Genomic DNA, 22,353 nt, shown 5'->3' on the forward strand with positions numbered 1-22,353 from the left:
GCAAAAATCAAGGCTTTCAGGGCTACTTCAAGAGGCGTTAGAGATACTACCTTTTTCCTCTTCAGACTTGCTAAAATCTATGCTTAATCTTTTCTTCCCCCCAACTTTTCTCCTTGATCCATTATTACTGAGTGTCCGCTCATGCAAATATCGTAACCTGAAACTGAATTTTTTTTGGTTTTATTTTTCCGGAGAGTATTTGGCATATCCTGAAATCAAAAAAAGTGCTTAGATCTCTCTAAGCACTTTTAATTTTCCTGCGGAATGGACGGGACTCGAACTTATCCCTTTAATATTCTCTATTTCAATATTTTACAAGTTTGCAAAAGTGGCAATTCCCGAATTCTACACAAATAATTTGCAACAGTTTAATTCCTAATGACTTACATAAAGATAAGGATTAATAGCGATTGATGCAATTTATTCTAAACCAACAATTGCCGGAATATTGCAATAAGTCGAGCGTTGATAATGTTCAGTTATCCTTTATTGATACAAGAAATGTAAAGTTCGAAACAGCTATGGTTCAGAATCATCGCTCTTATATGCTTATTATCAGCAATTTAAACTTTTAAAGTACCTTACTGGCGAATTAATAACGGTCTTAAGTTTCCCAGCACCCTTTATGAATTGTTTTTGCTCATGAGGGAACATGCCGTTTGATAATCTGACATGCAAGCTCCTGAATTAACGCTTGCTATTTTTCTTTCCTTGGCTTATTGATCATTTCCTGGATGGACTGATTGACTTCCGCGACTTTTTTGTTTAAAAGTGTTATACAGGTTTCCGTACTGACAGGCTTTTGCTGCACTAATACCTCGTCAGTTAATACGTTTAACGTGGCATGGTCCGCGGGCGATGAACTTTTGATCGCGACGAGCAGCGCAGCGATCCTCTTTTGGTAGTCCTTTGTTAATTCTTCTAACCATTCGACTTCCAGCGAACTTGCATTGTTGAGGCGGTCGCGATATTGCTGCAGCCGCCAAAGATCGATTACTACTTTAGAATAATCCTGCGAAATGTTCAGGCCTGCTATATCGGGGATGCTGACACCAGCTAAGGTAGCGATCGTCGCCGGCTCTAAATTAATCGGAATGGGATTACCGAATTCACTGTGTTCGTACTCGTCTGTATCGTTTAAATGCAACAAGGTCTCCAGGTAAGTTTTCTGTACGCGGATGGCACCGGTGGCCACCGAATCCCGGATAAAGATGAGATCATAGGTAACGATATCCAGCGACGACAGCGGTACTAGGCACCATAGCAAGTCAAAAATCTGCTGTTCGGCTTCTTCAGGCAGTACCGGAAAGCCTTCCACACCAATGACGGCGTCCTTGCCGTATTCATCTTCGGTAATGGAAACGGGTGCCCGCAAAGTGTAGGGCGTCGTCTCACCGACGATGCGTAAGCCTTCCTGCAAAATTAAAAGCCGTTCCTGCTGGTCCTTTTGCCACCACTCTTTAATGACGGCCTTTGCGGACGCGATGGGCTGGTCTCTAAATGCGACAAAGTATTCTACTGTTGCGCGCAAACGCTGGTACCACGCTACCTCTTCACTTTCGACGTCGGAAAGGTCGAAATACCGGATGCCCTGACCCGGTATCGCGTGAAAGTTGCGCTGCCCGTTTTCCAGTTGCAGCACCATCTTTTTCATATTGATCTGCGCAAGATGTTGCTGCGCTTGGTTCAGCACGATATTGGAAAACTGGTTGATAAAATTCTGAAGACCTAATACCCATTCGTCCAGTTCCTTATACAACTGTTTGAATGTTACTTCTTCGCTCCGTTTGCTTTGATTAGGGTAACGCTGGCGGGTACGGATCAGCTTCAATACCTGATCGCCGAGATCGATCAGCGGCTGCACCGCTGCTTTTCTTCGCTGTTCATTGCTTTCGATAAAGAATTCAAAGAACTGGGTGCAGCGTTTGATAAACTCCAGCGCGGTTTTTCTTAATCTGACAAAAGCATGTTGCCAATCGTAAACCGATTGTGCCTCGTAGTTTTTAAGGATGGTATTGGACCAGGACTGGTTGATCTGCACCTCGAACAGGTCAAACAGACTTTCAGGCGGGATCGCTTTGTGCGCATCCATACGGAGCACCTTATAAAAATCATCTGTGGGGAACGGCAGGTAGATCAGGTCGGTACGGTATCTTTGGTAATCCGGCAGAAACTGATGGAACTGCTCTATCCGCCTTACACTTTGGTCATTCAGTTTAACGCTTTCGGCATCGAATACATATTGGAGATACAGCTCACCGTCTTTTTCTTCCGCCACTACCGTATCGGTGATCACTTTGAGCCACGATAGGATCTGCTGTTTGTTAGCCGTGACGAATTTATCGTAGCGTTCCGGCTGCGTTTTGCGGAAGTAAAAAAACAGGTCGCCCGCAGTGGCAGCCCCATCGACCGTCATGGCGTTGAGCAGGTCAACTTCGGTAATCACAAATTGCAAGTTGTTCTTATCATCGAGTTTACCAAACCATTTCAGCAGCTTGGCTAATCCCGCGGTTCCGTTCGAGGTCATACTGCCTAATTCTGCCCGGAGCGCCAAGATAAAATGGGCGACATCGCTCTTTTGGAAATCATATTTGGTTAAAGCATCCAATTTCTCCTGCAATGCCGATGGGTTGCGGAATTCTTCCCCGAAACTTTCCTGCAGACCGGCGATCACCCGCAGGTGCATGAATGGCAGCGTATCATAAATGAAAATCTCGATCCCGCCATTCTCAAAAACCTCATCAAATATATTGCGGTTCGCTTCCCAGTAGAGTTGTGGCTCCCGCCGCATTAAGCCCTCGATCACCCCGACCATTTCGGCCATACTTTTCGGCGCCATGATGCCTGCAATCTGTTGCAAAAACACGGGAACTTGCGCCGGTTCTAAATGCGCTAACGCACCGTTAGCGAACTGTCCATATTCGCCCGGTTCAACAATGTGCAGCAAATGGAGCAGGCTTTCTTCCATGCCGACAAATTCGTGTAACAGTTCGACCAGGTGCGCGGAACGCACTGGGTGTAGGCCCTCTACCTCCTTCGCACCTATCCGGATAAAATACTCTAGCTCCATTTCTTTGAGCAAAGTGCCGCGGTCACCGGTGATAGCGGAGACTTCCTGCACATGGGCTAACAGCTTTTTGCTTTGGAGTTTTAAACCCAGTACGTCGGCTAAGCCGATCATGCGCAGAAATTCTATTTTCGCGCCGCTGTTTCTTTCCCCTTCATTTAATTTTTTGACTTGATGGGCCAGCCGCTCGCCGATCATCTGACCCCTGGTTAGCAGAAAAGTATATTCGATCAGCAAGCCTTTTTCCTTCACGCGTTCCCAGGACGTTTGCCAGTTACGGTGATCGGCATGCACCTTGCCTTTGTCTTTGAGTTGCTGGTAGATATTCCTGGCCTCTTCCTCATTCAAACTGATATTACTCAGCTGGATATTGAGGCGGGAAACATCGCCACTGTAGCTGTACCAATCCTCTTCGCGGGTGGTTACGATGAATTTTACGGGTTGGTCAGCTAGGCCCGAAACGATGACAGACCAGTATTGTAACTGAAGATCAAGGCCATCAATAACGATAAGGGGCGATTCACCGATCTGCACCCTGCTCTTAATAAAATCAATAACAGGACCGGTGGACTCTGCCTGTTGGGCATGCTGCAATTGATAGATCGTGTAAGTGTCGAGCAGGTTAATTGCTGTCTGCCAGGCGAGGGTTGACTTTCCCTGCCCACTGGACGACTTGATCACGACCACATCCGTTTTTTCCAGTTGCGTGGCGAGGTGCTTTTCCCAGGTATAGCGGCGGGCCGGCAGCTGCTGTGAGACATGTTCAGGCCGGGCTGCTTTTCCCTCAAAATAATCTGAACCCGCGGTTGTCGCGTGATCAAAATTGACCGGCGTGAGCCAGCCATTGAGAACTGCAGGGTTTACGGAGCCTTTGTAAAAGGCATCGGTTACCTGTTGCAGCGTTTGCTTAAATAAGAGATGGCAGACAGTTGCCCGGTCCCTTGACCATTCGAGGGCATGAAAAAAAGTGCTTTTTAAATATTGAGCTTCCGTGCCGGGGTTCACTTTGTATTGATCAAGAAGCAATTTAATGGATCTCGAGTAAAGTAATTCGGCGCTTATTTTCTCAAAAGTGATTTGCTTTAAAAAGGCAGCGATATCCAGCTCCGGCGGACAGATGGCCAAACCTTTTACTTTAGCGTGCCAGTATTCGCTTGAGCTATCATTTGAGCGCTTGGCAACCAAGGAGTCAAGGTGTCCGGAAGAGATGGCCATATTGTAGACGAAACGAAACTGAAAACTTTTATTCTCGCGGTGAACCTCTAAAAAGTTCTTTAATACGCCCATATCCCAAAACCCCGAAGCATCCAGTGAATTAATGGAGGACTTTAACTGGATTAACTCCTTGCCTTTTAAAGTTAGTTTGCCCTTATCGAGGTCGATATCTTCTAGGCCTTCGAGCCTGAGCTGGGTTGGGGTATCGCCGTTCGCAAATTCCTTCAGCAGCGTATAGGTGGCGTACAGGGTTTGATAGGTTATACCGCTGATGTTAACAGCTCCGCCGGTTCGTTTGTCAGCAATGTCCGTTAAGTTCTCTGTTGTCCTTACTGGTTTTACCGGTAGCGCTTGTAACGTTTTTTTAACTTTAGATTTCTTGGTCATATGGGCAGGTACCAGGGTCGGCTCTGACAAATATAAACCATTCATGCCGGAGTTTCGAGTTGCACTGCCAAGAACGATGACCGACCCACTGAAAAATAAAAATTCCAATGGCGCGGGTCTTTGACGGGACTATTCGGACTGCAGGCTCTTCACCTTTTCGCTCAGCTCGGTCAGCCCGTCTTTTAAAGGCAGTCACCTGCGAATGTTTACGCTTGAACAATGTCATTAGCGGGCACCAACTCCAACAATTCTGGTGGGTTGGAATTGTCGGTGCAGATAACCCCGAAGAAAATAGAACTAAAAGCCTTCCACTGCGAGATTTTGAATGACCACGAGACATTTAAGAAAGAGATCGCTTCTATGTGGAACTGCCGGTCTTAAGGGTGTTCAACCCGGGCATCATCCAGCGCAATTATCTGCAGATCAAAACCTGCGCGAAGTAAATTTATATTGGCTATCGGGAAAGATGCATACATGTAAAATTGCTTGTTCTCCAAAAAAGCAGTAATTTTAAACACAGCCTTTAACCACGCTTTTTTCAGACGGCGTGATCACCTAATTGAATAACCTATCATGAGGATCATCCATCCGCAACCATACGTGCCGATCAATGCCCAGTTCTTCAAAGAGCCAGTGACCATCAAACTACGTGCGGCCGATTTTAAGGGTGTGGCGGTCATTCCCGGTCAAATGGCGGTATCTTTTCAATTCTGCTTTTTTCCGGATCTTTTTATTGAAAATGACGACGATATCGATTTTGAGGAAGTTTCCCTCAGCTTTCAAAATTGCTTTGTCATGAACCTGAAAGTTGAAAATATCAAGTCAAAAAACATATCCCTGCGCTTACATGGCTGTGTATTCGCGGGAAGAATTAGTGCACCCGAATTGATGGTGGTAAGTCTAAACAATTGTCTGTTAAAATATGGAATAACCTTATTAAATCTCCAGAAAGTCGAGCTGTCCTACACGACTGAAAATATCTTCCCGTATTGGTGGAAGCAGCTATTTTACCAGCTGAACATTAAAGATCTGAAATCATTTTTAACGGAGGAACAGCGTTATCAATTACACAATATCGGGCAAGTGCTTATTCGGTCATCAAGAAAGGATACAGACAAGCCGGGTTTTTACCGGTTTCCCAATAATACTTTGCCGGAATATAAATTCGGGTACAAGCTTTCAAATGAAGAATACGCTTTATTGAAAGTTTCCATCCATATCGAGTTCCCTACGGACGAAACGGACAAAAATACACAAATCGAAAATGTCAGTCTGCACTCGCTGGCGCTGGTCGGCAACCCGGGCGGCAAGGTGACGATCGAAAATGTGCACGTCGGAAATTGGTACCTGTCTGAATTTTCCCCCAAGGACGGGGCAAGTTTTTATAACATCGATCCCAGGAAGCCGCATAATGAAGAAACGAAGATTGGCATCCACCGTTGTAACCTAGACAAGGTATGGTTTGACAACGTTTACTTTGGTGATTTTGACCGGTTATCGTTCTATAGATCCAAATTCTCGAATGCCATTTTCACTTCCTGCAGCTTTCCCGAGGACTACGCAGCCTATGAAAAATTCCTGCCGATAGAAAACATACACTACCCGGAAAAACAAACAGCTAATCACCACAAGGATCAATACGAGATCTTCCTGCAGTTGAAAAAGGCTTTAGAGGCTACAGGCAATATCTATGAAGCCCTTAAGCTGCAAGCGATATCGCAGATGGCGCTGCATAAGATCACCACCATTGGCGGCGGGGATAAGTTTATTTTGTGGACAAACCGCGTGTCCAACGATCATGGTTTATCGATCAGAAAACCGTTTATCTGGTTTCTGCGAATCACAATACCTGGCTACCTGCTTTATCTCCTGTGCGCAGGTTTGCTGTTTCAACCGACGAAATTTGATCCGGACCTGATCGGTTACTATTTTTCTTTTATAGACCTGACGCACAAGATCGACTTTCTAAAAGAAAAGAACGGTGACCTGAATGCCTTATCGCTGACACTGGATTATGTCGCTAAACTATTCGTTGGCTACATCATTTTCCAATTCGTCGTCGCTTTCAGAAAGTACGGCAAGAAATCATAACATGAAATGAAAAACAGAAGCGACATCATCGAAAGGATAAATGCAGAACTAGCTGCGATAAGGGAACGACAATATAACTCGGACGGGTCTCCGCTCTATACAATGGATCCTACGGTGATATCGTTGGACTACCACGTCAGATCAGGTGCGCAAAACGGTGCAGTAAATATCTATGGCAACTTTAATGGCATTTTAAAATTAAAACCCCAGGTTGATCTGCGCAGTTCACTGAACGACTACCCAAACTTATTGGAGGAAGTCAAAAAAGACATCCGTGCTATTGAAAGAAAAATCAATGCCGAGTTTAGAAATGACTAAATCACTAAATTAGCGCATAGTTTTACACATAGCAAATGGACGAGCAGGAATCGGTAAAACGCAATGCCTTAGGCGATATAGAGCTCGGAAAGATCGACTTTGACATGTCAGCTTTCCGTCGCTCCCGCTATACCTATGCGTTTCACTATTTCGATGCCGAAGCCGGTCATTATAAACCCTATTTCGACTTGTTCAGCAAAACCGAAGAAAGGTTAGCAAATGCTAAAGAGGCAGCTGGTTTTTTTGAAAAACGGTTGTATCATTCCCCGGAGGAGCCGCCATTTGATTTCTACATCTGGTATCACAACTGGCAACTGGGTTTCCTGGTAAAGTATTTCAAAGAGGTTTTTGAGGAGCGCGCCTTCATAGAAGGCTACCAGCCGAGCCATAAATATTTTACTGTCCTGTTACCCGAAAAACTGTACGGGGAGATTATGGAGTTCATCAACCAGTTTGAACTGCTTCCTATCCGTGATCTGATCATAGAACTTATTGCTATCGGGCAGCATAAATATGTAGAAGATATCGCATTTTGGGAACGGCCCGAATACCAAAAGCTGATCAGTACTGCAGAAAAAGAAGCACAGAAGGCCTCGAGGGTTGTGGAAAAACTGCACGACAAGTCGTGGATGAAGGATGCCAGTAAGAAGCCTGCTGAACTCTTACAGGTTAAATTCATTTTCAATGATGAAACCATCACCATTCAACACGGCTGGCTCGTCAGGGAGTTTGTCGATTCCTTTAAAAAAGAGTTCGACGAACTACCACTCAAAAGCTGGAAAAAAGAGCTGGCCGCCTATCCGCGAAGATTTGAGGACAACAAGGTTAAAGCGCAGTACAAATACAAACTGGCAAAGTCCTTCTATAACTTGCTGACCGAAGGAGGCTTTCATAAGGTCGCGCCAAAGAATAAAACGCCGAACAATGTGATGCTTTGCGTGGCGAAGTTTCTGGAGTTTTGTTTGATACCGGTCGGTCAGCCGGATGAAGTGGACGAGGTGAAGATCAAATTAGTACGAAACTGGATAACCCGTAAGGATTTCAAACCGCACACGACCTCACTGGATGTTCCTATCGATTCCTCAAAGCTTAAAAAATACTTCGAGCCGGGATTCGTTGACCTGGTTGCTGACAAAAAAAAAGTTGATGCGTTATCCATCGCGGTCTATATCGGCGAGCGGTTTGATATTGGTGAGCAGTTGCCTGACCTCGCCCACATCGCCGGGGCATTGAAGGAATGTGGTTGGATGGTAGGCCACCAGCTGCTCAATGAAAATGGCTGGCGGCCCACTTTCCCTGAGTTCGGCAGCCTGGCAAAGCTGGTGAACGGCGTCCGGAAAAATCAAAAACTCGCTGTCTTGAAATTTCGCATGGAGGGTGATAAGTCGGAGTCAGAACTTAGCTCGCGTTTACCTCTTTACCTGGTAGAAGAAGCGCTGAAGGATTATTCGGACGATCATCAGGTGGAATTCGACAACGATACCGCCCGAACATTTATCGAACCGGGAGAGCAAGGCGGCGTATCGGCCAGGCATGATGATAAATTCAACCTACCTGAAGAACGTTTTATCGTTCAGTTCGTCAAATCCTTTTACGATTATTTGTTAAATGAAATGCCGCCCACGGAAAAAGGTGATTATATGCCATCCGAGCGATATTATGCCATTATCGCGGTCATGCTTCAACAAACCTGGTTTTTCTACCATATGCGACATCCCGAATGGTTCGTGATTCAAAAGGTGAAGCAGTGGCATGCACTGGCGACGGCAGGAACAAAAGCTCCTTGAAATAAGGCTCTGCTGTTCCTTTGGGCTGTTCCGCCGATACCGAAGTTTGCATTATAAATCGCAAACGAAATGAAAGAGCATGCAAAACCGGTTGAAATAGTATCCCTAAATTTGCTGGGGCTGAAGATCGAATTGAAAAATCCGGGGCTAACCAGCGTAATCATCTTGTTGCTGGTCCTATCCTTTTTGATCAGCTTGGTATGGTTGCTAAAGGGTGAGCCGGGAATTTATCAGTTTTTAAAAAAGCTGATAAATTCTAATAGATAAAAAATGCAACTGCGGATGGTTACAGCCGTCCACTATTTAATGCCGAAAAAAATTTACAATAGAACCCTACGCACAGACGTAATGAGAAATTGTTGAAGCAGATTGCCCAATGAGTGCTCCACGACCGGTGATTATTATTGTTGTTGTGGTATTAAATACCTATTATTGAGCTAATAAACCAAATCTTGTGCACCATCCATCACAATCAACAACGCAACTTAAGTCGCTGCTTTTTGCCGAAAAACCGCGCGAGAATGCGGGTGCACGCAGTTCAAACCGGTTTGATTATCAGAAAAACTGGGCTATTGTAAAGCTTACCGAATTGCATTCTACTGGCCAGGACTACTTGCTTGCATTCGAGTTTCATGAAGATGTAGCTGTGTTTAACTCGTCAGATGATCCCACAATGGTAGATTTTTATCAAGTAAAAACAACGGATAGTTCGCATTGGAAACTTACTGATTTTGCGAAAACAAAAAAGGGAAAGGATGACAGTATTCTTCCATCGACACTAGGGAAGCTTCACGGTCAACTCGAAAACTTTGGTGATGCTGTTGGCGGTCTTTATCTAATTACAAATTCAAAAGTTCAGGGTGCCTTAAAAAATAAGACAGATTGCCTGACGGTTACCGCATTTAACTTAAAAGACGTATGCGACGAGGATCTTAAAAAATTAACTTCAAAGTTAAATGTCGAGTTAGCCGGAAAAGATCTGACAAAGCTTACGGACCTTATGGTATTCAATCTCCAGCAATTGGATATTAAACACCACAGTGAGATTACAAGGGATAAGTTAAGTGCATTTATTGAAGCGACCCTGCCAAATGTCAAATATCAGATCGGGCCAATCTATAAAGCTATATTTGATGAGATCAAAACAAAAAACAACGTTGAGGCCACTGCCCTTTCTTTTAATGAATTAAAGAAAACTAAATCGGTCAGCCGTGCTGACTTTGATAAATATTTGGCTGCGCTCGAAAACAACAATTCTATGAAGGACACAGCTGCAGCGATCGAACAGCGCCTGAATCAAGAGTTGACTGACTATCGCTTCGTGGCTTCCTTTAAATTGCAGGCAAAGACATACGAATTAGCACGGATGAGTTATAACGATAAGCAATTTCAGCAGATCGAACACAAGGTTTTTAACCAAACTGATAATTTTTCGTCGCTAACTGGAAGAATAAACTCGGACATGGAAAGTATTTACGCAACGTTGCCAAACGAAGTTGTAACTAATCTTTCATATGGCAAGGACTATATCAAGACGATCATTTTATTCAGGTTGTATGGAAAAGGGTAATTTCAAACGGCTTATAAGAAATTTAAGAAATTGGAAGAATGAAGCAATTCAAATTAAAAGAGATGACGCTGTTGTCGTTAAAGGAAAGGAGATCAAGAAAAGTGACCTTCAGTCCGACGAGGACAGTAATAATCGGGACAAATGAGACCGGCAAGTCATGCCTTATAAAGTCCATATACTATACATTCGGAGCAGAGGCGCATAAAATGCACCCGGACTGGCTGGATGCTCAACCGATATCGGTTATCCGGTTTTCTGTAGATGAAGAGGATTATGTGATTTTCCGCCAAGAAAAAACTTTCGCTTTGTTTGATAATAATGATGACATGATAGGCAAATACATCCGCGTTTCCGATATTGGTGCCAAACTCGCAGAGTTATTTGATTTCCAATTAGAATTGCGTGATCATCAAAAAAAGATAGTGACTCCTCCGCCAGCGTATTTGTTTTTACCATTTTACATGGATCAGGATGTCAGCTGGCAACGTAACTGGGATAGTTTCAAATCGCTTTATTTACCAAAAGCACGCTTAGACATCATTAATTATCACACAGGCATTCGTCCTAACCAGTATTATCAAACAAAAAATGAACTCGGCATATTAAATGAAGGCATTGCAGTCGCAGATAAGGAAATTAAATTGATCCGTGGCATGCTCAATAATGTCAAAGAGAAACTAACCATCTCTGATTTCACGGTAGATCTTGAAGCCTTTCAAGTTGAAATAACGGCGCTTTTAGCCGAGTGCCAAATACTAAGAATCGATCAGGAGGATTACAAAACCAAATTATCAAAACAGTTCAACCATAAAATTAATCTTGACGCACAACTGCTAATCGTTAGAAAAACGCTGGCTGAAACTCAAAAAGACTACTCCTATGCACTGAATAAGGGGGAGGATATCGTGCCTTGCCCTACTTGCGGGGCAGAGTATGAAAACTCGTTTGCAGAACGATTCGGCATGGCTCAAGACGAGCAAAGATGTTATGATCTCATTTTGGAACTGGAAGAAGAATTGGTAACCATCGAGGCAGATATCAATAAATTGAACGCAAAGTTTGTTGAAAGCACTAAAACCCTGCTTGAAATTGAGACACAGTTAGATCGGAAGCAAGGGGAAGTCAAGTTGAAGGACTTAATAGAAAGCGAAGGTAAAAAGGAAGTTCAGAACTTGTTCAGACAGGAGATCGCCGCATATTCCAAAGAATTAGAAGAAAAAATTAAATTACGAGATCAATTAGAAACTGATCTGAAGTCGTTGGAAGATAAAAAGCGTGGAGACAAGATTAAAAATTTGTACAGAGGATACATGAAGCAATTTTTGAATGAAGTTAATCTACCAAATGTGCGACAAAAATCCTATGAAAAAATTGATTCGCAGTTGTCAGAGTCAGGGAGTAAAACACCACGCGAATTCATGGCTTACTATTATGCCATTTTAACTGTGATGACTCAATACGCTTCAGCCACTTTTTGTCCCCTTGTGATTGATTCGCCAAATCAACAAGCGCAGGATAAAGACAATTTGCCGACACTATTGAATTTTATTATCAATCGCCAGCCTAAAGATTCGCAATTAATCATGAGCATCGAGGGGGATCATGGTATAGACTATAAAGCCGATATCATCCGATTACAAGAAAAAAACCACCTTTTGCAAGAAAGTGGTTATTATAATGATTTCGAAAATATTAAACGATATTTAGATGCAGTTGTCGGAGGCCAGCGCCTATTTTATTAATTTAAAAAACGTCAACTCAAAAGTCCAGGACTGCATCAATCGCATCGTCCGCCTTTTTAAAAGGAAACGTTAGATTTGGTATCGCCTGGTTGTTAATCATGATATGAGATTATGTGTATTGACGTAATTTCAAACCGAGATTCCACGTCATTAAGCAGTTTTTAGGGTTTGTTAAACCGTTACTTTCCTGATTTGCCGCCATCACTTTTTAACCAGGTAGCAGATGGCGGCGATTACGATCAGGCAGACCACTACTATAGCGATCAGGGCGAAAGAAGTTTCAGACATGGCTTTGTTTTTATGGTATTTTAATAAATTAATTTTCAGGTTGAGCAGGGCGGTCAGCAGGCCGATGGCAACGGTGATAAAAGGCAATAATTTTAGTAAGGTCTCCATACACTATATATTATGTTACGTTCATGATTTGAGCTTCCTGGACAGCATAGCAGAGGGTTGGCGCGGTGTCAAGTATTTCACCCCGGCGGAAAGACGGGTTTTAATAGCGCATATAGTACTCAGGCAGCGCCGGAAGTTTCATTAAGCAGCGAAAAAAATTTATACCGCCCGTCATTAAGATAAATTATGGTATCCCCGTCGCGAAAAAACGGTCTAAAATGGATGCAAAAAGCTGATTTTGAAGGGTAATTCACAGGAAATTTTGTCTTTATTAAAAATAATTCGCCTGACAATCAGTGTTATGTGTTTATTTTTCACAGATTTATAATTTTTTTTATTTTTCAGCCGGATTTGACTGAATCGCGGTCCTGATTTCTTTGCGCATTTTTGAGGAATGAGTTTAAGTTTAGAAGACACACTTCGGTTATGCGATAGCGAGCGCAATCACCACGGACTGACACTTGCCCGGAGCTATGAGGGCTTCAAAGCATGGTTTGCGGCTTTTGAAAACGGCAGCGATGAGTTTGACCTGCATCTCGCTTACATGCGCGAACTTGACATTCCGAAAGAGGAAGCTTTCTTTATTTTAGCTTATACCGGTACTCACTCCAGCTGGATCAACAGCGAACTTCGGAACGGTGAGGAACTATCAAGCCGCTGCAAGCAAGCATTCGCGGAATCTTTAGATCAGGTGCTTTGTAAACTTACCTCATTCAATAATCAAATCGTCTACCGGATGGATATCCCACCTGACGATGAGGAAGAGACTAGAAGCTGGTTTGATCAACATGTAGGCGCAAAGTTCGAAGTTCCTTATTATCTTTCAACTGCGCAGGAGGATTACCATAATACGCCCGTCGTCTGGAAAATCCAGACACTGGCTGCCGATAGTTTTGGCAAGGATATTTCCAAACTTACGAATAACGAGTTTGAGCGGGAGGTGCTTTTCTGTCGGCACGCTAAATTTGAAATATTGGGAATTGAGCACGGGACTGGGTATGTGATGTTACAGGAACTTACGAAGGACGCCGCAACCGATTTTCCCCTGGTTGGTATCTATAGCCGCAACTATTAGGAACGATGGCAATTTTGAATGCCCATTAAATTTGATTATGAAAAAAACGATCTTTTATTCCTGGCAGTCTGATCTGGCCAATAATACTAACCGGGGGTTCATAGAGGACAGCCTCGAAAAAGCAATCAAAGGGATAAGCCGCCAGGAAGTACATCTCGAAGTGGCGATCGACCGTGATACGCAGCACAGTAGCGGGACCCCTGATATTGTAAATACGCTTTTTGAAAAGATAGACAAATGCCAGGTTTTTGTTGCGGACGTTAGCCTGATTAATACGGAAGGCAAGCGCACACCTAATCCGAATGTACTCTTGGAACTTGGTTACGCAGCCAAATGCGTTGGCTGGGAGAACATCATCTGTGTTTATAATACGGAATACGGTCAACCTGAAGAATTGCCTTTTGATTTGCGTTTCCGCCGGCCACTGCAATACAAGGTTAGTAAAACCGGGCCGAAAGCCGCTGAGCGAAACCTGATGGCAGCCGCGCTTCAAAAATCACTTCAGGCGGTTTTGGATAAGCAGCATAGCAAAGATGTCATCTATGAGAATATCAAACTACAGGTCGATCAGCATTTGATGGCAATCGCTAATCTCGGGTATAAGCTATTTTACGGCTATAAGGGTTTTATTACGCCGCGTGACCTTTTTACTTTAGTTGATCTTACAGTACAAGAATTATCGGAACTATTGAGTTCCGGTGACTTTATGGGCTTCCAATTATTCAAAAACACTGAAAGTTTACAGGATAGTTTTCAGGCCATCGTTAACAACCCGATCTTTGCCAAGCATATTGATGATGATAAAGTTGCCGCACTGATCAAACTGGGCAACGCACTCTATCTTTTGAATGAGAACCTGGCGAACCGCCGGAAGCTGTTCCGGAAAACTGAAAAAACGGTTAGCGGGTTCCATACGATTGAAGGCACGGCTGTAGAAGCGGGTAATAAACCGGGCAAATTTCTTTTGCTGAAAACGATTGATCAGGAGAAAGGTGTGGTGATGGATAGCGGGGATTTTACCAGATACCGGCAAACAGATCTCTTAACCTTTTTCAAGGTTGCCGAGGGCCAGGTATTTGTGCTGGTGTTATTGTTTAAAGAAGTGTTTTCAGCTGTTGGCGCCGTGATTAACCAATGGGGTGGCTCAATCATGCTGAACCCCGCTCGGATCTAAAGGCGCTCAAATTTCCGGTAGACCGTATTCGCGGTAATACGAATTCAGGCACCACTTTTTACAGGCTTCATAACTTTCTTTTTCTGCGGCAAGCTCCGGATATTTGGTTATCGTTTTTTCTGCGAATTCCCAGGCGAGTTCTTCCCTGGCGACCTTGTTATCTCCGGGCGTTATTTTCGGTGACTGAAAATGGCCGAACTCATGAAACAGAATCCATAACACGTTTAGCGGCACTTTCACATTTTTAAGGCTGATGCGGATATGCTCAGGTTTATCGTCGTAGGCTTCAAAATTAGAAAACTCAACATCATAACGTGCAGAGATATTCACGCCTTCTGCCTGCAGGTCATCCAACACGCGGGTGACTAATGCGCGATATGGTTCCAGCTTACCTTGAGCGCAAAACTCGTCGATCTTTTGTTCACGAGGCGTTTTAAGTGGCATAGGCTGGGTTATAAAGCCAGGTCCAGATCTTGTTCGCTATCCGGAATGTTATTGATGTCCCGGATCACCACGATTGACGGCGTATCATCATGGACACTGGCGTAAATATTTAATCCTTCTTTCGGATAAATAACGCTTGCGGCATAATGCCGTAATGCGTCGACCAGTTTTTGCTTTGCTGCAAGCGTAACGCCGAACGGCGGCATGGCAGTCAGGATGCAGCCGGTTTCAGCTCCGGTTTCCGGATTGTTCAATCTTTTGATAAGTGTTCTCATGGATAAGGTATTAATTAAGGTGCAATATAAAATTATCTCATAACTATTTTTTATCGATTACCGACAATATTAATTTTGAAATCAAACCATATATTAGGTTAAGCGTTTTTCGATAAACCCGTCTTATGCCTAGCCAAAGCGTTTATTTCAAATTCCGTAATACATTTGACTTTTCCCCTCGCCGGTTTGAAATAGGAAATGCTATCATTCAGAACAAAGGGCTAGCCGACAACTTCTTTTTAAAGAAGCTTTACGATTTAAGAGAAGATGAATACGGCCCATATTACTGCTTCCACTTTGATTACTTTTCGATAAGCCTTCCTGGCCAGGAAGAACGGTATTTCAATCATGTGACAGATATCATCATCAATCGCATTGACCATTATAAAAAGAAAGACCCGTTTTCATCTAACTATCCGAATCACATGGCAAGCGTTTCTAAGTTGGAGGCTTTCCTTGCCTTTCTGAAATCTGTTGACCGCTGGCATAAGCTTGATCCTATTGAATCAGTAATAGCTGAGAAAGACCGGGAGATAGACAGATTAAATGCTAAGATCGAAATGCTGGAAGCGCAGATAAAAGAAGCGACTAAATATGATGCCAGTGAAAAGATCGTGCTAAGCAAAGGTGGCATAGCTGCTTTTATGGATGTTGTGCACCAGATACAAGATTTAAAAATGCCTAATGGTAATAAGTTGGCCCGCTCACAAGGTCAAAGCCCCTGGTATAAAATGATCGCCAAATATATTAAACACGGCGATAAGGACATTTCTATTGATACCGCACATAATTACTTCCCGGCTAATAAGGATGACAAACCGGCCAAGTATATAAATATAGACGAAGCGGACAAGCTTTTCAAAGTAGTCTCTAAAGACAAGGAATAGCGTTTAGCCCTTCGAATCTGACCAAACGCCAACATTGGTCATTCATTCCGCCCTTTTGCTCCTCAACTTTGAACCATTGCGTTCAAGGGAACCCAAATGATCGTTCCCGCGAACCGGTTTAACATTAATCTAAAACACGGAGGAAAGAATGAATTTAGAGATTATCACCAAAGAAGATTTAAGGGAGTTTGAAATCAAGCTATTAACGGAGATAAAAAAGCTCGTGCAACTCGACGGGCAGGGTGCGTCCAAGAAATGGCTGAAAAGCAATGAGGTCAGGAAACTGCTAAAGATATCACCCGGTACTTTACAGAACCTCCGCATCAATGGCACGCTAAACTTTACACGCATCGGCAGCATTATCTACTATAAGCTGGAGGACATCAACAAGCTGCTGGAAGGAGGCGTCAAATGAAGAAAGCCATTTCAACACCGGCGCTTGCCGGTTACGCAAAACGGTTGAGCCAAATGAGTAAGGACAAGCGGCTGAATGCAACGCATATCAGTCTGTTTACCGGATTGTTCGTCTACTGGCAGCGAAGCGACTTCGCCAATCCTTTCAATATTACACGAAAGGCACTGATGGCTTATGCTAAGATCGCATCCATTGCGACTTACCACAAGTGTATCAGGGAGCTTGATGCGTATGGCTATGTCCGTTACCAGCCGTCTTTTCACCCGGCAAAAGGGAGCCTTATTTACTGGCCGGAGAATCTTGAAAAAAATTAATCGAAGCAGTGAACGCGGGCTTTGCCCGCAGCAGCACAACCAGACAGCTAAACAGCTGGGTAGCACGAGGAGCATGAGCGACGAAGTGGAGCGAGTTAATGTTTTTGCTATACAAAAACCCGGATACACCCTTGCGGGATGATCCGGAACTCGCTCCCGTTGGTCGGCTTTTTTTAGATCAGGAAGGAATGAACACATGAAAGAAATTGCTGAAAATAACAATCTGCCAAAGAGGCGGACACCGGGAAGGCCAAAGAAAACCATCCGTCGGAGCGATCTTTTGATGGTACGGTTAACGCCTACGGAAAGAATCTTGATTGAGGGCCGGGCGAAAAATGCTGGGCTGAAACCAAGTGAATGGTTCCGAAGAGCCGCTAAAAGCGCCAAGGTTTTTCCACGCTTTACCGCCGAAGAAAGCGGCTGGTTTAGGATGTTGGCAGGACTGGCGAACAACCTGAATCAACTTACCCATCTGGCACATGTGGCAGGACTGGTTTCCCTGGCTTTAAAATGCCAGGCTATGCTGAGGCAGATAGAAGAATTGCTAACTAAGATCGGTAATCATGATGGGTAAGCCAATAACCGGAAGGAGCTTTGGCGGCTGTATCCGTTATGTGGTGGATAAGCAGCAGGCTAAGATCCTGGCAGCCGAAGGCGTACGGATGCAGAACGCAAGCACCCTGGCGCACGACTTTAACCTGCAACGGAAGATGCGGCCGGAATTGGGCAAAGCAGTCGGACACCTGGTGCTGAGCTGGAGTAAGGAAGATCTGGCCAAGCTGAGTGATGACATCATGGTAGAGCGGGCAAAGGAATACATGGGAAAAGTAGGTATTCGTGATACACAGTATGTAATCGTTCGGCACAGCGACCGCGCTCACCCGCACCTTCATTTGATCTATAACCGAGTGGACAATAGCGGTAAGACGATTAGTGATAAAAACAACTTCGCTAAAAATGTCAAAGCCTGTAAGGAAATCACCCTAAAGTACGGCTATCATTTAGGAGAAGGCAAAGAGAAGGTTAACCGCCAGGCATTGAAAGGCAAAGAGAAGATCAGGTATGAGCTTTATGATGCGATTAAGGCAGCATTAAAAACGGCAGCCAACTGGAAAGGATTGGAAGCAGAACTGGCAAAGCAGGGCATTAAGATCGACTATAAATTTCGCAGTGGTACTAGCGAAGGGCAAGGTGTGTCTTTTGAAAAAGGCGACCTCAAAATGAAAGGCTCTGCCATTGACCGCAGTTTGAGTTATGCTCGCATAGATGCGACTTTAAACCGAAACCAGCAGGTACAACAATATCATGCAGCAAGGGAAGCAAATCAACCATTCGTGGCCAACCAACTGCGCGAATCTATCCGGCAGAGCGTGCAGGCGGAATATCGCCATAGCCCTGATGGTGGTAAAGGATTATTGCAAGTTCTGTTGGAACCGCAATTTGTAGCTGCGGCACCCGACCCGATGGGTGATGCAGATATAGCGCGCAGGAAACGCAAGAAACATGAGGCGGAACAATCCCGATCACAGGGAATAAGCCGGTAACGATCAATCAAACTATTGGATGAACATTAAAAGTTTAGTGTTATGCAAAATGAAGAATTAGAGGAAAAGGTAACGATGCTGGAAGAGTTAATACAGGGCTTCGTTGTCAGAATGAATGTTGTTGAAACCGAAATGCCGGAGTTTCTGAAATTTTTTTTACAGCAGTACAAGGAAACATTGGACCGGATAGCCTCCCGCATTGAAACAGCTAATAAACGTTACGATGATGCGAAGATCCAGCAACAGATCGACGAGGTAAAAAAACTTGTGGCAACCGTGCCTAAAGTGATAGGGGTAAAAAACAGCCATCATTTCGGAGCCTGGTCAAAAAGCCTGATCATTGGTGTAGTAGTATGTTTTGTGGTTACATCCTTATCCTTTGGTACAGCCTTATACCTAAACCACGAGAATGATAGGCTGAATAATGATGCCTATAACTTCTGGCTGATTAAGGCGCTTTATCCTGAAGTATCCAAAACCATCGAAAAAAAGTTAACGGAAGACCCGAAGAGTTTAAACCAACAGGCAGAAAAAGCGATGGAAAAGCAGGAGGCGGTTGTGGCAGCTCAAGCTCAGGCTGAGCAAGCGGATAAAGAACTGAAAGCGGCCAGGGATAAATTGGAAAAGGTGAAGTCGGATAAGTAGATGTATTTTTTAAAATGATGCTGAAAGCTTCAAAGCGTAATTGATTTTAAACCGACTACTAACCCCGATAGGGTATAATACTGACGCCAATGGAAAATATAATCCCGATAGGGTATAATTAATAAATTTAATTTACATTTGTACCCGAAAGGGTATAAATATGTTATCGGAATATTTAAAGAAAAAAAGGAAGTCGTTAAATCTTACACAGGAAGACCTGGCTGCAAAGGCAGGTGTTGGGCTTAGGGTTGTTCGTGAGATGGAACAGGGAAAACCAACATTACGCATGGATAAAGTGAATCAGGTCTTGAGCTTATTTGGCGCAGAACTTGGGGTGGTATCAAAAGCAAAAAACGATGAGTAGGAAAGGTTTAGTTTATTTTCAGGACGCGCTGGCTGGTGTGCTTGCGGAAACTGATGATGGTTACGAATTTACTTATCAGGCCGTGTACTTGGAGCATAAGGAGGCAAAACCGGTAAGCTTATCGCTTCCATTGTCAACCCAGAAATATGAAAGTAAAGTATTGTTTGCCTTTTTTGATGGCCTGATACCAGAGGGCTGGCTATTGGATCTGGCAACGACACACTGGAAGGTCAAAAGTAATAACCGGTTTGAATTATTACTATTAACATGCAGGGACGCGATCGGAGCAGTAACGGTTATTCCCAAAATAGATTAAGCTATGGCAAATTGTTGGTTTTGTTATCAGGATGCAGGTGAGTCGTCTTATCATGAAAAATGTTCAAGGCGATTTTTTGGTTCGGCCAAAGTACCGGAGCTGGAATTGAATAATAAACTTTTGAAAACATTGGCTGAACAAACCATCAACGAAAGGATAGCTGTGACTGGAGTTCAGCCTAAACTTTCTGTTACGCTGGAAAAGACGAAAGGGCATAACCGGCTGACTGTAGTAGGGCTTTGGGGAGAATACATCCTTAAACCACAACATCCTGATTTTCCGGAAATGCCGCAATCGGAAGATGTGACTATGCATTTGGCGGGCTTGTTTAAAATGCCTGTTTGCGATCATACTTTAATGGAAGCGTCAGACGGCAGTCTGGTTTATCTGGCCAAGCGATTTGACCGGGTGAAGGGCCATAAAATCCACATGGAAGATTTCTGCCAGCTTTCTGAATTTTTAACGGAAAACAAATACAAAGGATCTTATGAAAAGATCGGCAAGCTTATCCTGAAATACTGTACGCAAACTGGGTTTGATGCACTGACTTATTTTGAGCGGGTGTTATTTTCTTTTTTGACAGGCAACAATGATATGCACCTGAAGAACTTTGCTGTGCTGTATGGGGACGAAGGCGTAAGCTTGAGTCCCGCTTATGATATGCTCAACGTGAATCTTGTTAATCCAGAGGATGATGAAGAACTGGCCCTGACAATAAACGGAAAAAAGAAAAGAATTAAATTAGCTGATTTTGATGCGTTGGCCAAAAGTATGAATATACCTGAAACCGCCGTTAGGAATACGTATAACAAATTTTCTTCCGGTAATAAGGAAGTTAAAGAGATGATCACGGCATCTTTCCTAAGTACCGAAAAAAAGGAACTATACCTGGAAATTTGGAATCAAAAGCAACGGTTGTTTAATTGACAAGTCGCAGTTATATATTATGGGTTCTTCTCCTGGCGAGAAAAAAACAAAAATCCTTATTCCCCGCACTCGCGAAGATAGCCCACGCCGGAATCAAACGTCAAGGGTACACAAGCGGGCCGTTGTGTCCGCTTCCAGCGGTTGGCCCGCCCTTGACATTTGATCCGGCTAAGCGCTTTTGTTGCTTAAGCGTTGAATAAGGATCGGGCGTTCACAAGCGCCCAAATCGCAAGTCCTCACTGCGAACTGGACAGTTCGTTTTTCATGAAACTCGAAGTGGCGAACTGATTTTAAATTTTATATTTGGATACGCTGTAAGGAACTGGATGCCGAACTTAAACGATTACCTGCATAAACTTACTCACCTGAAGCGTGGGGTTACAAAGTATGGCTTGGCGCCACACAAACCCATTTTTCTGATAACGCTGCTTGAATTGATCAATAACGGCCATATTACGGCAAACCGGGTTTTTGTCGATACGGATCTCGTCGGTATATTCCAGGAAAATTGGCGATTATTAATTAGCACCCTTCATCAACCGGATTTCACACAGCCATTCTTCTACCTGCAAAGTGAGAAGGTAGGAAATAAATCCATTTGGCAGTTAATGGCCAAACCTGGTTGTCAGATCAACGCCTATATTAAAAGTGTCAATACGCTGATCCAGGTTTTGGAATACGGACATTTCGATCCTGAATTGTTTCAATTGCTGGCTGAACCAACAGCCCGGCAGTCTATATTGTTGGCTTTGCTTTCCACCTATTTTCCAGAAACACAGCAGGCTTATTTTAACAACAAGCGATCAGGTAGGGGATATTATCACGATTTACAGGATTATGTATTGAATGAACCGGAGGCCCAGTATAAAACGGTTAGAATTGAAACGGAAGAGGATGTGTTCGTTCGTGGAGGTTTGTTTAAGAAATTGATTCCAAAAGTTTATAACAATACTTGCTGTATCACTGGAATGAGGTTGGAAAGTACGTTTGGTCACAACTTTATTGATGCTTGTCACATCACACCTTTTAGCATATCCCATGATGATAAAGTCAGTAATGGTTTGGCATTGTGTCCTAATCTTCACCGTGCCTTTGATCGTGGATTGATCACGGTCGATTCGAATTATTTTGTAGTTACCTCCCAGCATATCAGTGAGGACATCATACACACCTATAGTCTAAATCAATTAAAAGGAAAAAAGCTCATCTTGCCAACGGTGCAGCAATATCGACCGGCATTGGAAAATCTCGAATGGCACTGCGATCATATTTTTAAGGGTTAGAATCAAATGAAGATTTTAAACGACTTAAAAGTTGCATAGAAACGGTTCGAATCCTAAAGGGGTTACAATCTAATGGGACCTTGCGACCGTAGTTTACGAGCTTTTTTTTGAGGATTT

The 22,353-nt window shown here is 43.6% G+C and carries 23 protein-coding genes; 19 read left to right on the plus strand and 4 right to left on the minus strand.

Translation table 11 applies throughout. The annotated features are described in order from the left end of the window. Window positions 1–232 (plus strand): hypothetical protein (locus E2R66_RS28870; protein ID WP_204985991.1); only part of this gene is annotated, 232 nt, incomplete at its 5' end. Window positions 233–697: 465 nt separating this feature from the next. Here the strand turns inward: E2R66_RS28870 and E2R66_RS25585 are convergent. Continuing rightward, window positions 698–4,777, minus strand: a complete 4,080-nt coding sequence (locus tag E2R66_RS25585; protein WP_133236381.1) for a P-loop NTPase — start codon at window positions 4,775–4,777, stop codon at window positions 698–700. A gap of 111 nt (window positions 4,778–4,888) precedes the next feature. On the opposite strand from E2R66_RS25585, the gene E2R66_RS28565 reads away from it, so the two are divergent. The 6 genes from E2R66_RS28565 (at window position 4,889) to E2R66_RS25610 (ending at window position 12,177) form a co-directional block, all read left to right on the plus strand. Next, a complete protein-coding gene (locus tag E2R66_RS28565; RefSeq protein WP_158288505.1) occupies window positions 4,889–5,050 on the plus strand; it encodes a hypothetical protein in 162 nt (53 codons plus the stop codon). Between the two features lie 192 nt (window positions 5,051–5,242). Beyond that, on the plus strand, window positions 5,243–6,760 hold the full coding sequence (locus E2R66_RS25590; protein WP_133236379.1) for a hypothetical protein: 1,518 nt from the start codon (window positions 5,243–5,245) through the stop codon (window positions 6,758–6,760). 6 nt (window positions 6,761–6,766) lie between these two features. After that, complete coding sequence (locus E2R66_RS25595) at window positions 6,767–7,078, plus strand: hypothetical protein (protein ID WP_133236377.1); 312 nt, start codon at window positions 6,767–6,769, stop codon at window positions 7,076–7,078. Between the two features lie 35 nt (window positions 7,079–7,113). After that, complete coding sequence (locus E2R66_RS25600; protein ID WP_133236375.1) at window positions 7,114–8,865, plus strand: hypothetical protein; 1,752 nt, start codon at window positions 7,114–7,116, stop codon at window positions 8,863–8,865. 454 nt (window positions 8,866–9,319) lie between these two features. Beyond that, window positions 9,320–10,435, plus strand: coding sequence for a dsDNA nuclease domain-containing protein (locus E2R66_RS25605; RefSeq protein ID WP_133236373.1), 1,116 nt, complete (start codon window positions 9,320–9,322; stop codon window positions 10,433–10,435). 38 nt (window positions 10,436–10,473) lie between these two features. Beyond that, on the plus strand, window positions 10,474–12,177 hold the full coding sequence (locus E2R66_RS25610) for a hypothetical protein (RefSeq protein ID WP_133236371.1): 1,704 nt from the start codon (window positions 10,474–10,476) through the stop codon (window positions 12,175–12,177). Between the two features lie 201 nt (window positions 12,178–12,378). Here the strand turns inward: E2R66_RS25610 and E2R66_RS25615 are convergent, their stop codons facing one another. Then, window positions 12,379–12,573, minus strand: coding sequence for a hypothetical protein (locus E2R66_RS25615; RefSeq protein WP_133236369.1), 195 nt, complete (start codon window positions 12,571–12,573; stop codon window positions 12,379–12,381). Window positions 12,574–12,967: 394 nt separating this feature from the next. Between E2R66_RS25615 and E2R66_RS25620 the strand changes: the two genes are divergently transcribed. Then, on the plus strand, window positions 12,968–13,648 hold the full coding sequence (locus E2R66_RS25620) for an ADP-ribosyltransferase (protein WP_133236367.1): 681 nt from the start codon (window positions 12,968–12,970) through the stop codon (window positions 13,646–13,648). A gap of 37 nt (window positions 13,649–13,685) precedes the next feature. Beyond that, on the plus strand, window positions 13,686–14,822 hold the full coding sequence (locus E2R66_RS25625; protein ID WP_133236365.1) for a hypothetical protein: 1,137 nt from the start codon (window positions 13,686–13,688) through the stop codon (window positions 14,820–14,822). A 6-nt stretch (window positions 14,823–14,828) separates the two neighbouring features. Here the strand turns inward: E2R66_RS25625 and E2R66_RS25630 are convergent, their stop codons facing one another. Together E2R66_RS25630 and E2R66_RS25635 are read right to left on the minus strand one after the other, a co-directional pair. Next, window positions 14,829–15,266, minus strand: a complete 438-nt coding sequence (locus tag E2R66_RS25630; protein WP_133236363.1) for a hypothetical protein — start codon at window positions 15,264–15,266, stop codon at window positions 14,829–14,831. 8 nt (window positions 15,267–15,274) lie between these two features. Further along, window positions 15,275–15,541 carry a hypothetical protein gene (locus tag E2R66_RS25635; protein WP_133236361.1) on the minus strand — a complete coding sequence of 89 codons (267 nt, stop codon included), beginning with the start codon at window positions 15,539–15,541 and terminating at the stop codon, window positions 15,275–15,277. A 125-nt stretch (window positions 15,542–15,666) separates the two neighbouring features. On the opposite strand from E2R66_RS25635, the gene E2R66_RS25640 reads away from it, so the two are divergent. From E2R66_RS25640 to E2R66_RS25685, 10 genes are all read left to right on the plus strand, one after another. After that, window positions 15,667–16,428, plus strand: coding sequence for a hypothetical protein (locus E2R66_RS25640; protein ID WP_133236359.1), 762 nt, complete (start codon window positions 15,667–15,669; stop codon window positions 16,426–16,428). 148 nt (window positions 16,429–16,576) lie between these two features. Continuing rightward, complete coding sequence (locus E2R66_RS25645) at window positions 16,577–16,843, plus strand: helix-turn-helix domain-containing protein (protein ID WP_133236357.1); 267 nt, start codon at window positions 16,577–16,579, stop codon at window positions 16,841–16,843. Beyond that, entirely contained in the window at window positions 16,840–17,157 is a 318-nt protein-coding gene (locus E2R66_RS25650; RefSeq protein ID WP_240049532.1) for a hypothetical protein, read from the plus strand. The genes E2R66_RS25645 and E2R66_RS25650 overlap by 4 nt, the downstream gene beginning before the upstream one ends. A 196-nt stretch (window positions 17,158–17,353) precedes the next feature. Continuing rightward, window positions 17,354–17,731, plus strand: a complete 378-nt coding sequence (locus E2R66_RS25655; protein WP_133236355.1) for a plasmid mobilization protein — start codon at window positions 17,354–17,356, stop codon at window positions 17,729–17,731. Then, on the plus strand, window positions 17,721–18,701 hold the full coding sequence (locus tag E2R66_RS25660) for a relaxase/mobilization nuclease domain-containing protein (RefSeq protein WP_133236353.1): 981 nt from the start codon (window positions 17,721–17,723) through the stop codon (window positions 18,699–18,701). The genes E2R66_RS25655 and E2R66_RS25660 overlap by 11 nt, the downstream gene beginning before the upstream one ends. Window positions 18,702–18,743: 42 nt before the next feature. Beyond that, window positions 18,744–19,346, plus strand: a complete 603-nt coding sequence (locus E2R66_RS25665; protein WP_133236351.1) for a hypothetical protein — start codon at window positions 18,744–18,746, stop codon at window positions 19,344–19,346. 160 nt (window positions 19,347–19,506) lie between these two features. Further along, window positions 19,507–19,710, plus strand: a complete 204-nt coding sequence (locus E2R66_RS25670) for a helix-turn-helix transcriptional regulator (protein WP_133236349.1) — start codon at window positions 19,507–19,509, stop codon at window positions 19,708–19,710. After that, window positions 19,703–20,026 carry a HipA N-terminal domain-containing protein gene (locus E2R66_RS25675; protein ID WP_133236347.1) on the plus strand — a complete coding sequence of 108 codons (324 nt, stop codon included), beginning with the start codon at window positions 19,703–19,705 and terminating at the stop codon, window positions 20,024–20,026. Before E2R66_RS25670 ends, E2R66_RS25675 begins: the two co-directional genes overlap by 8 nt. Before the next feature lie 3 nt (window positions 20,027–20,029). Next, window positions 20,030–20,953, plus strand: coding sequence for a HipA domain-containing protein (locus E2R66_RS25680; protein WP_133236345.1), 924 nt, complete (start codon window positions 20,030–20,032; stop codon window positions 20,951–20,953). A 326-nt stretch (window positions 20,954–21,279) separates the two neighbouring features. Then, window positions 21,280–22,236 carry an HNH endonuclease gene (locus E2R66_RS25685; protein ID WP_133236343.1) on the plus strand — a complete coding sequence of 319 codons (957 nt, stop codon included), beginning with the start codon at window positions 21,280–21,282 and terminating at the stop codon, window positions 22,234–22,236. The last annotated feature ends 117 nt before the right edge of the window (window positions 22,237–22,353 follow it).

This window comes from Mucilaginibacter psychrotolerans, assembly GCF_004519315.1.
Lineage (GTDB): Bacteria > Bacteroidota > Bacteroidia > Sphingobacteriales > Sphingobacteriaceae > Mucilaginibacter > Mucilaginibacter psychrotolerans.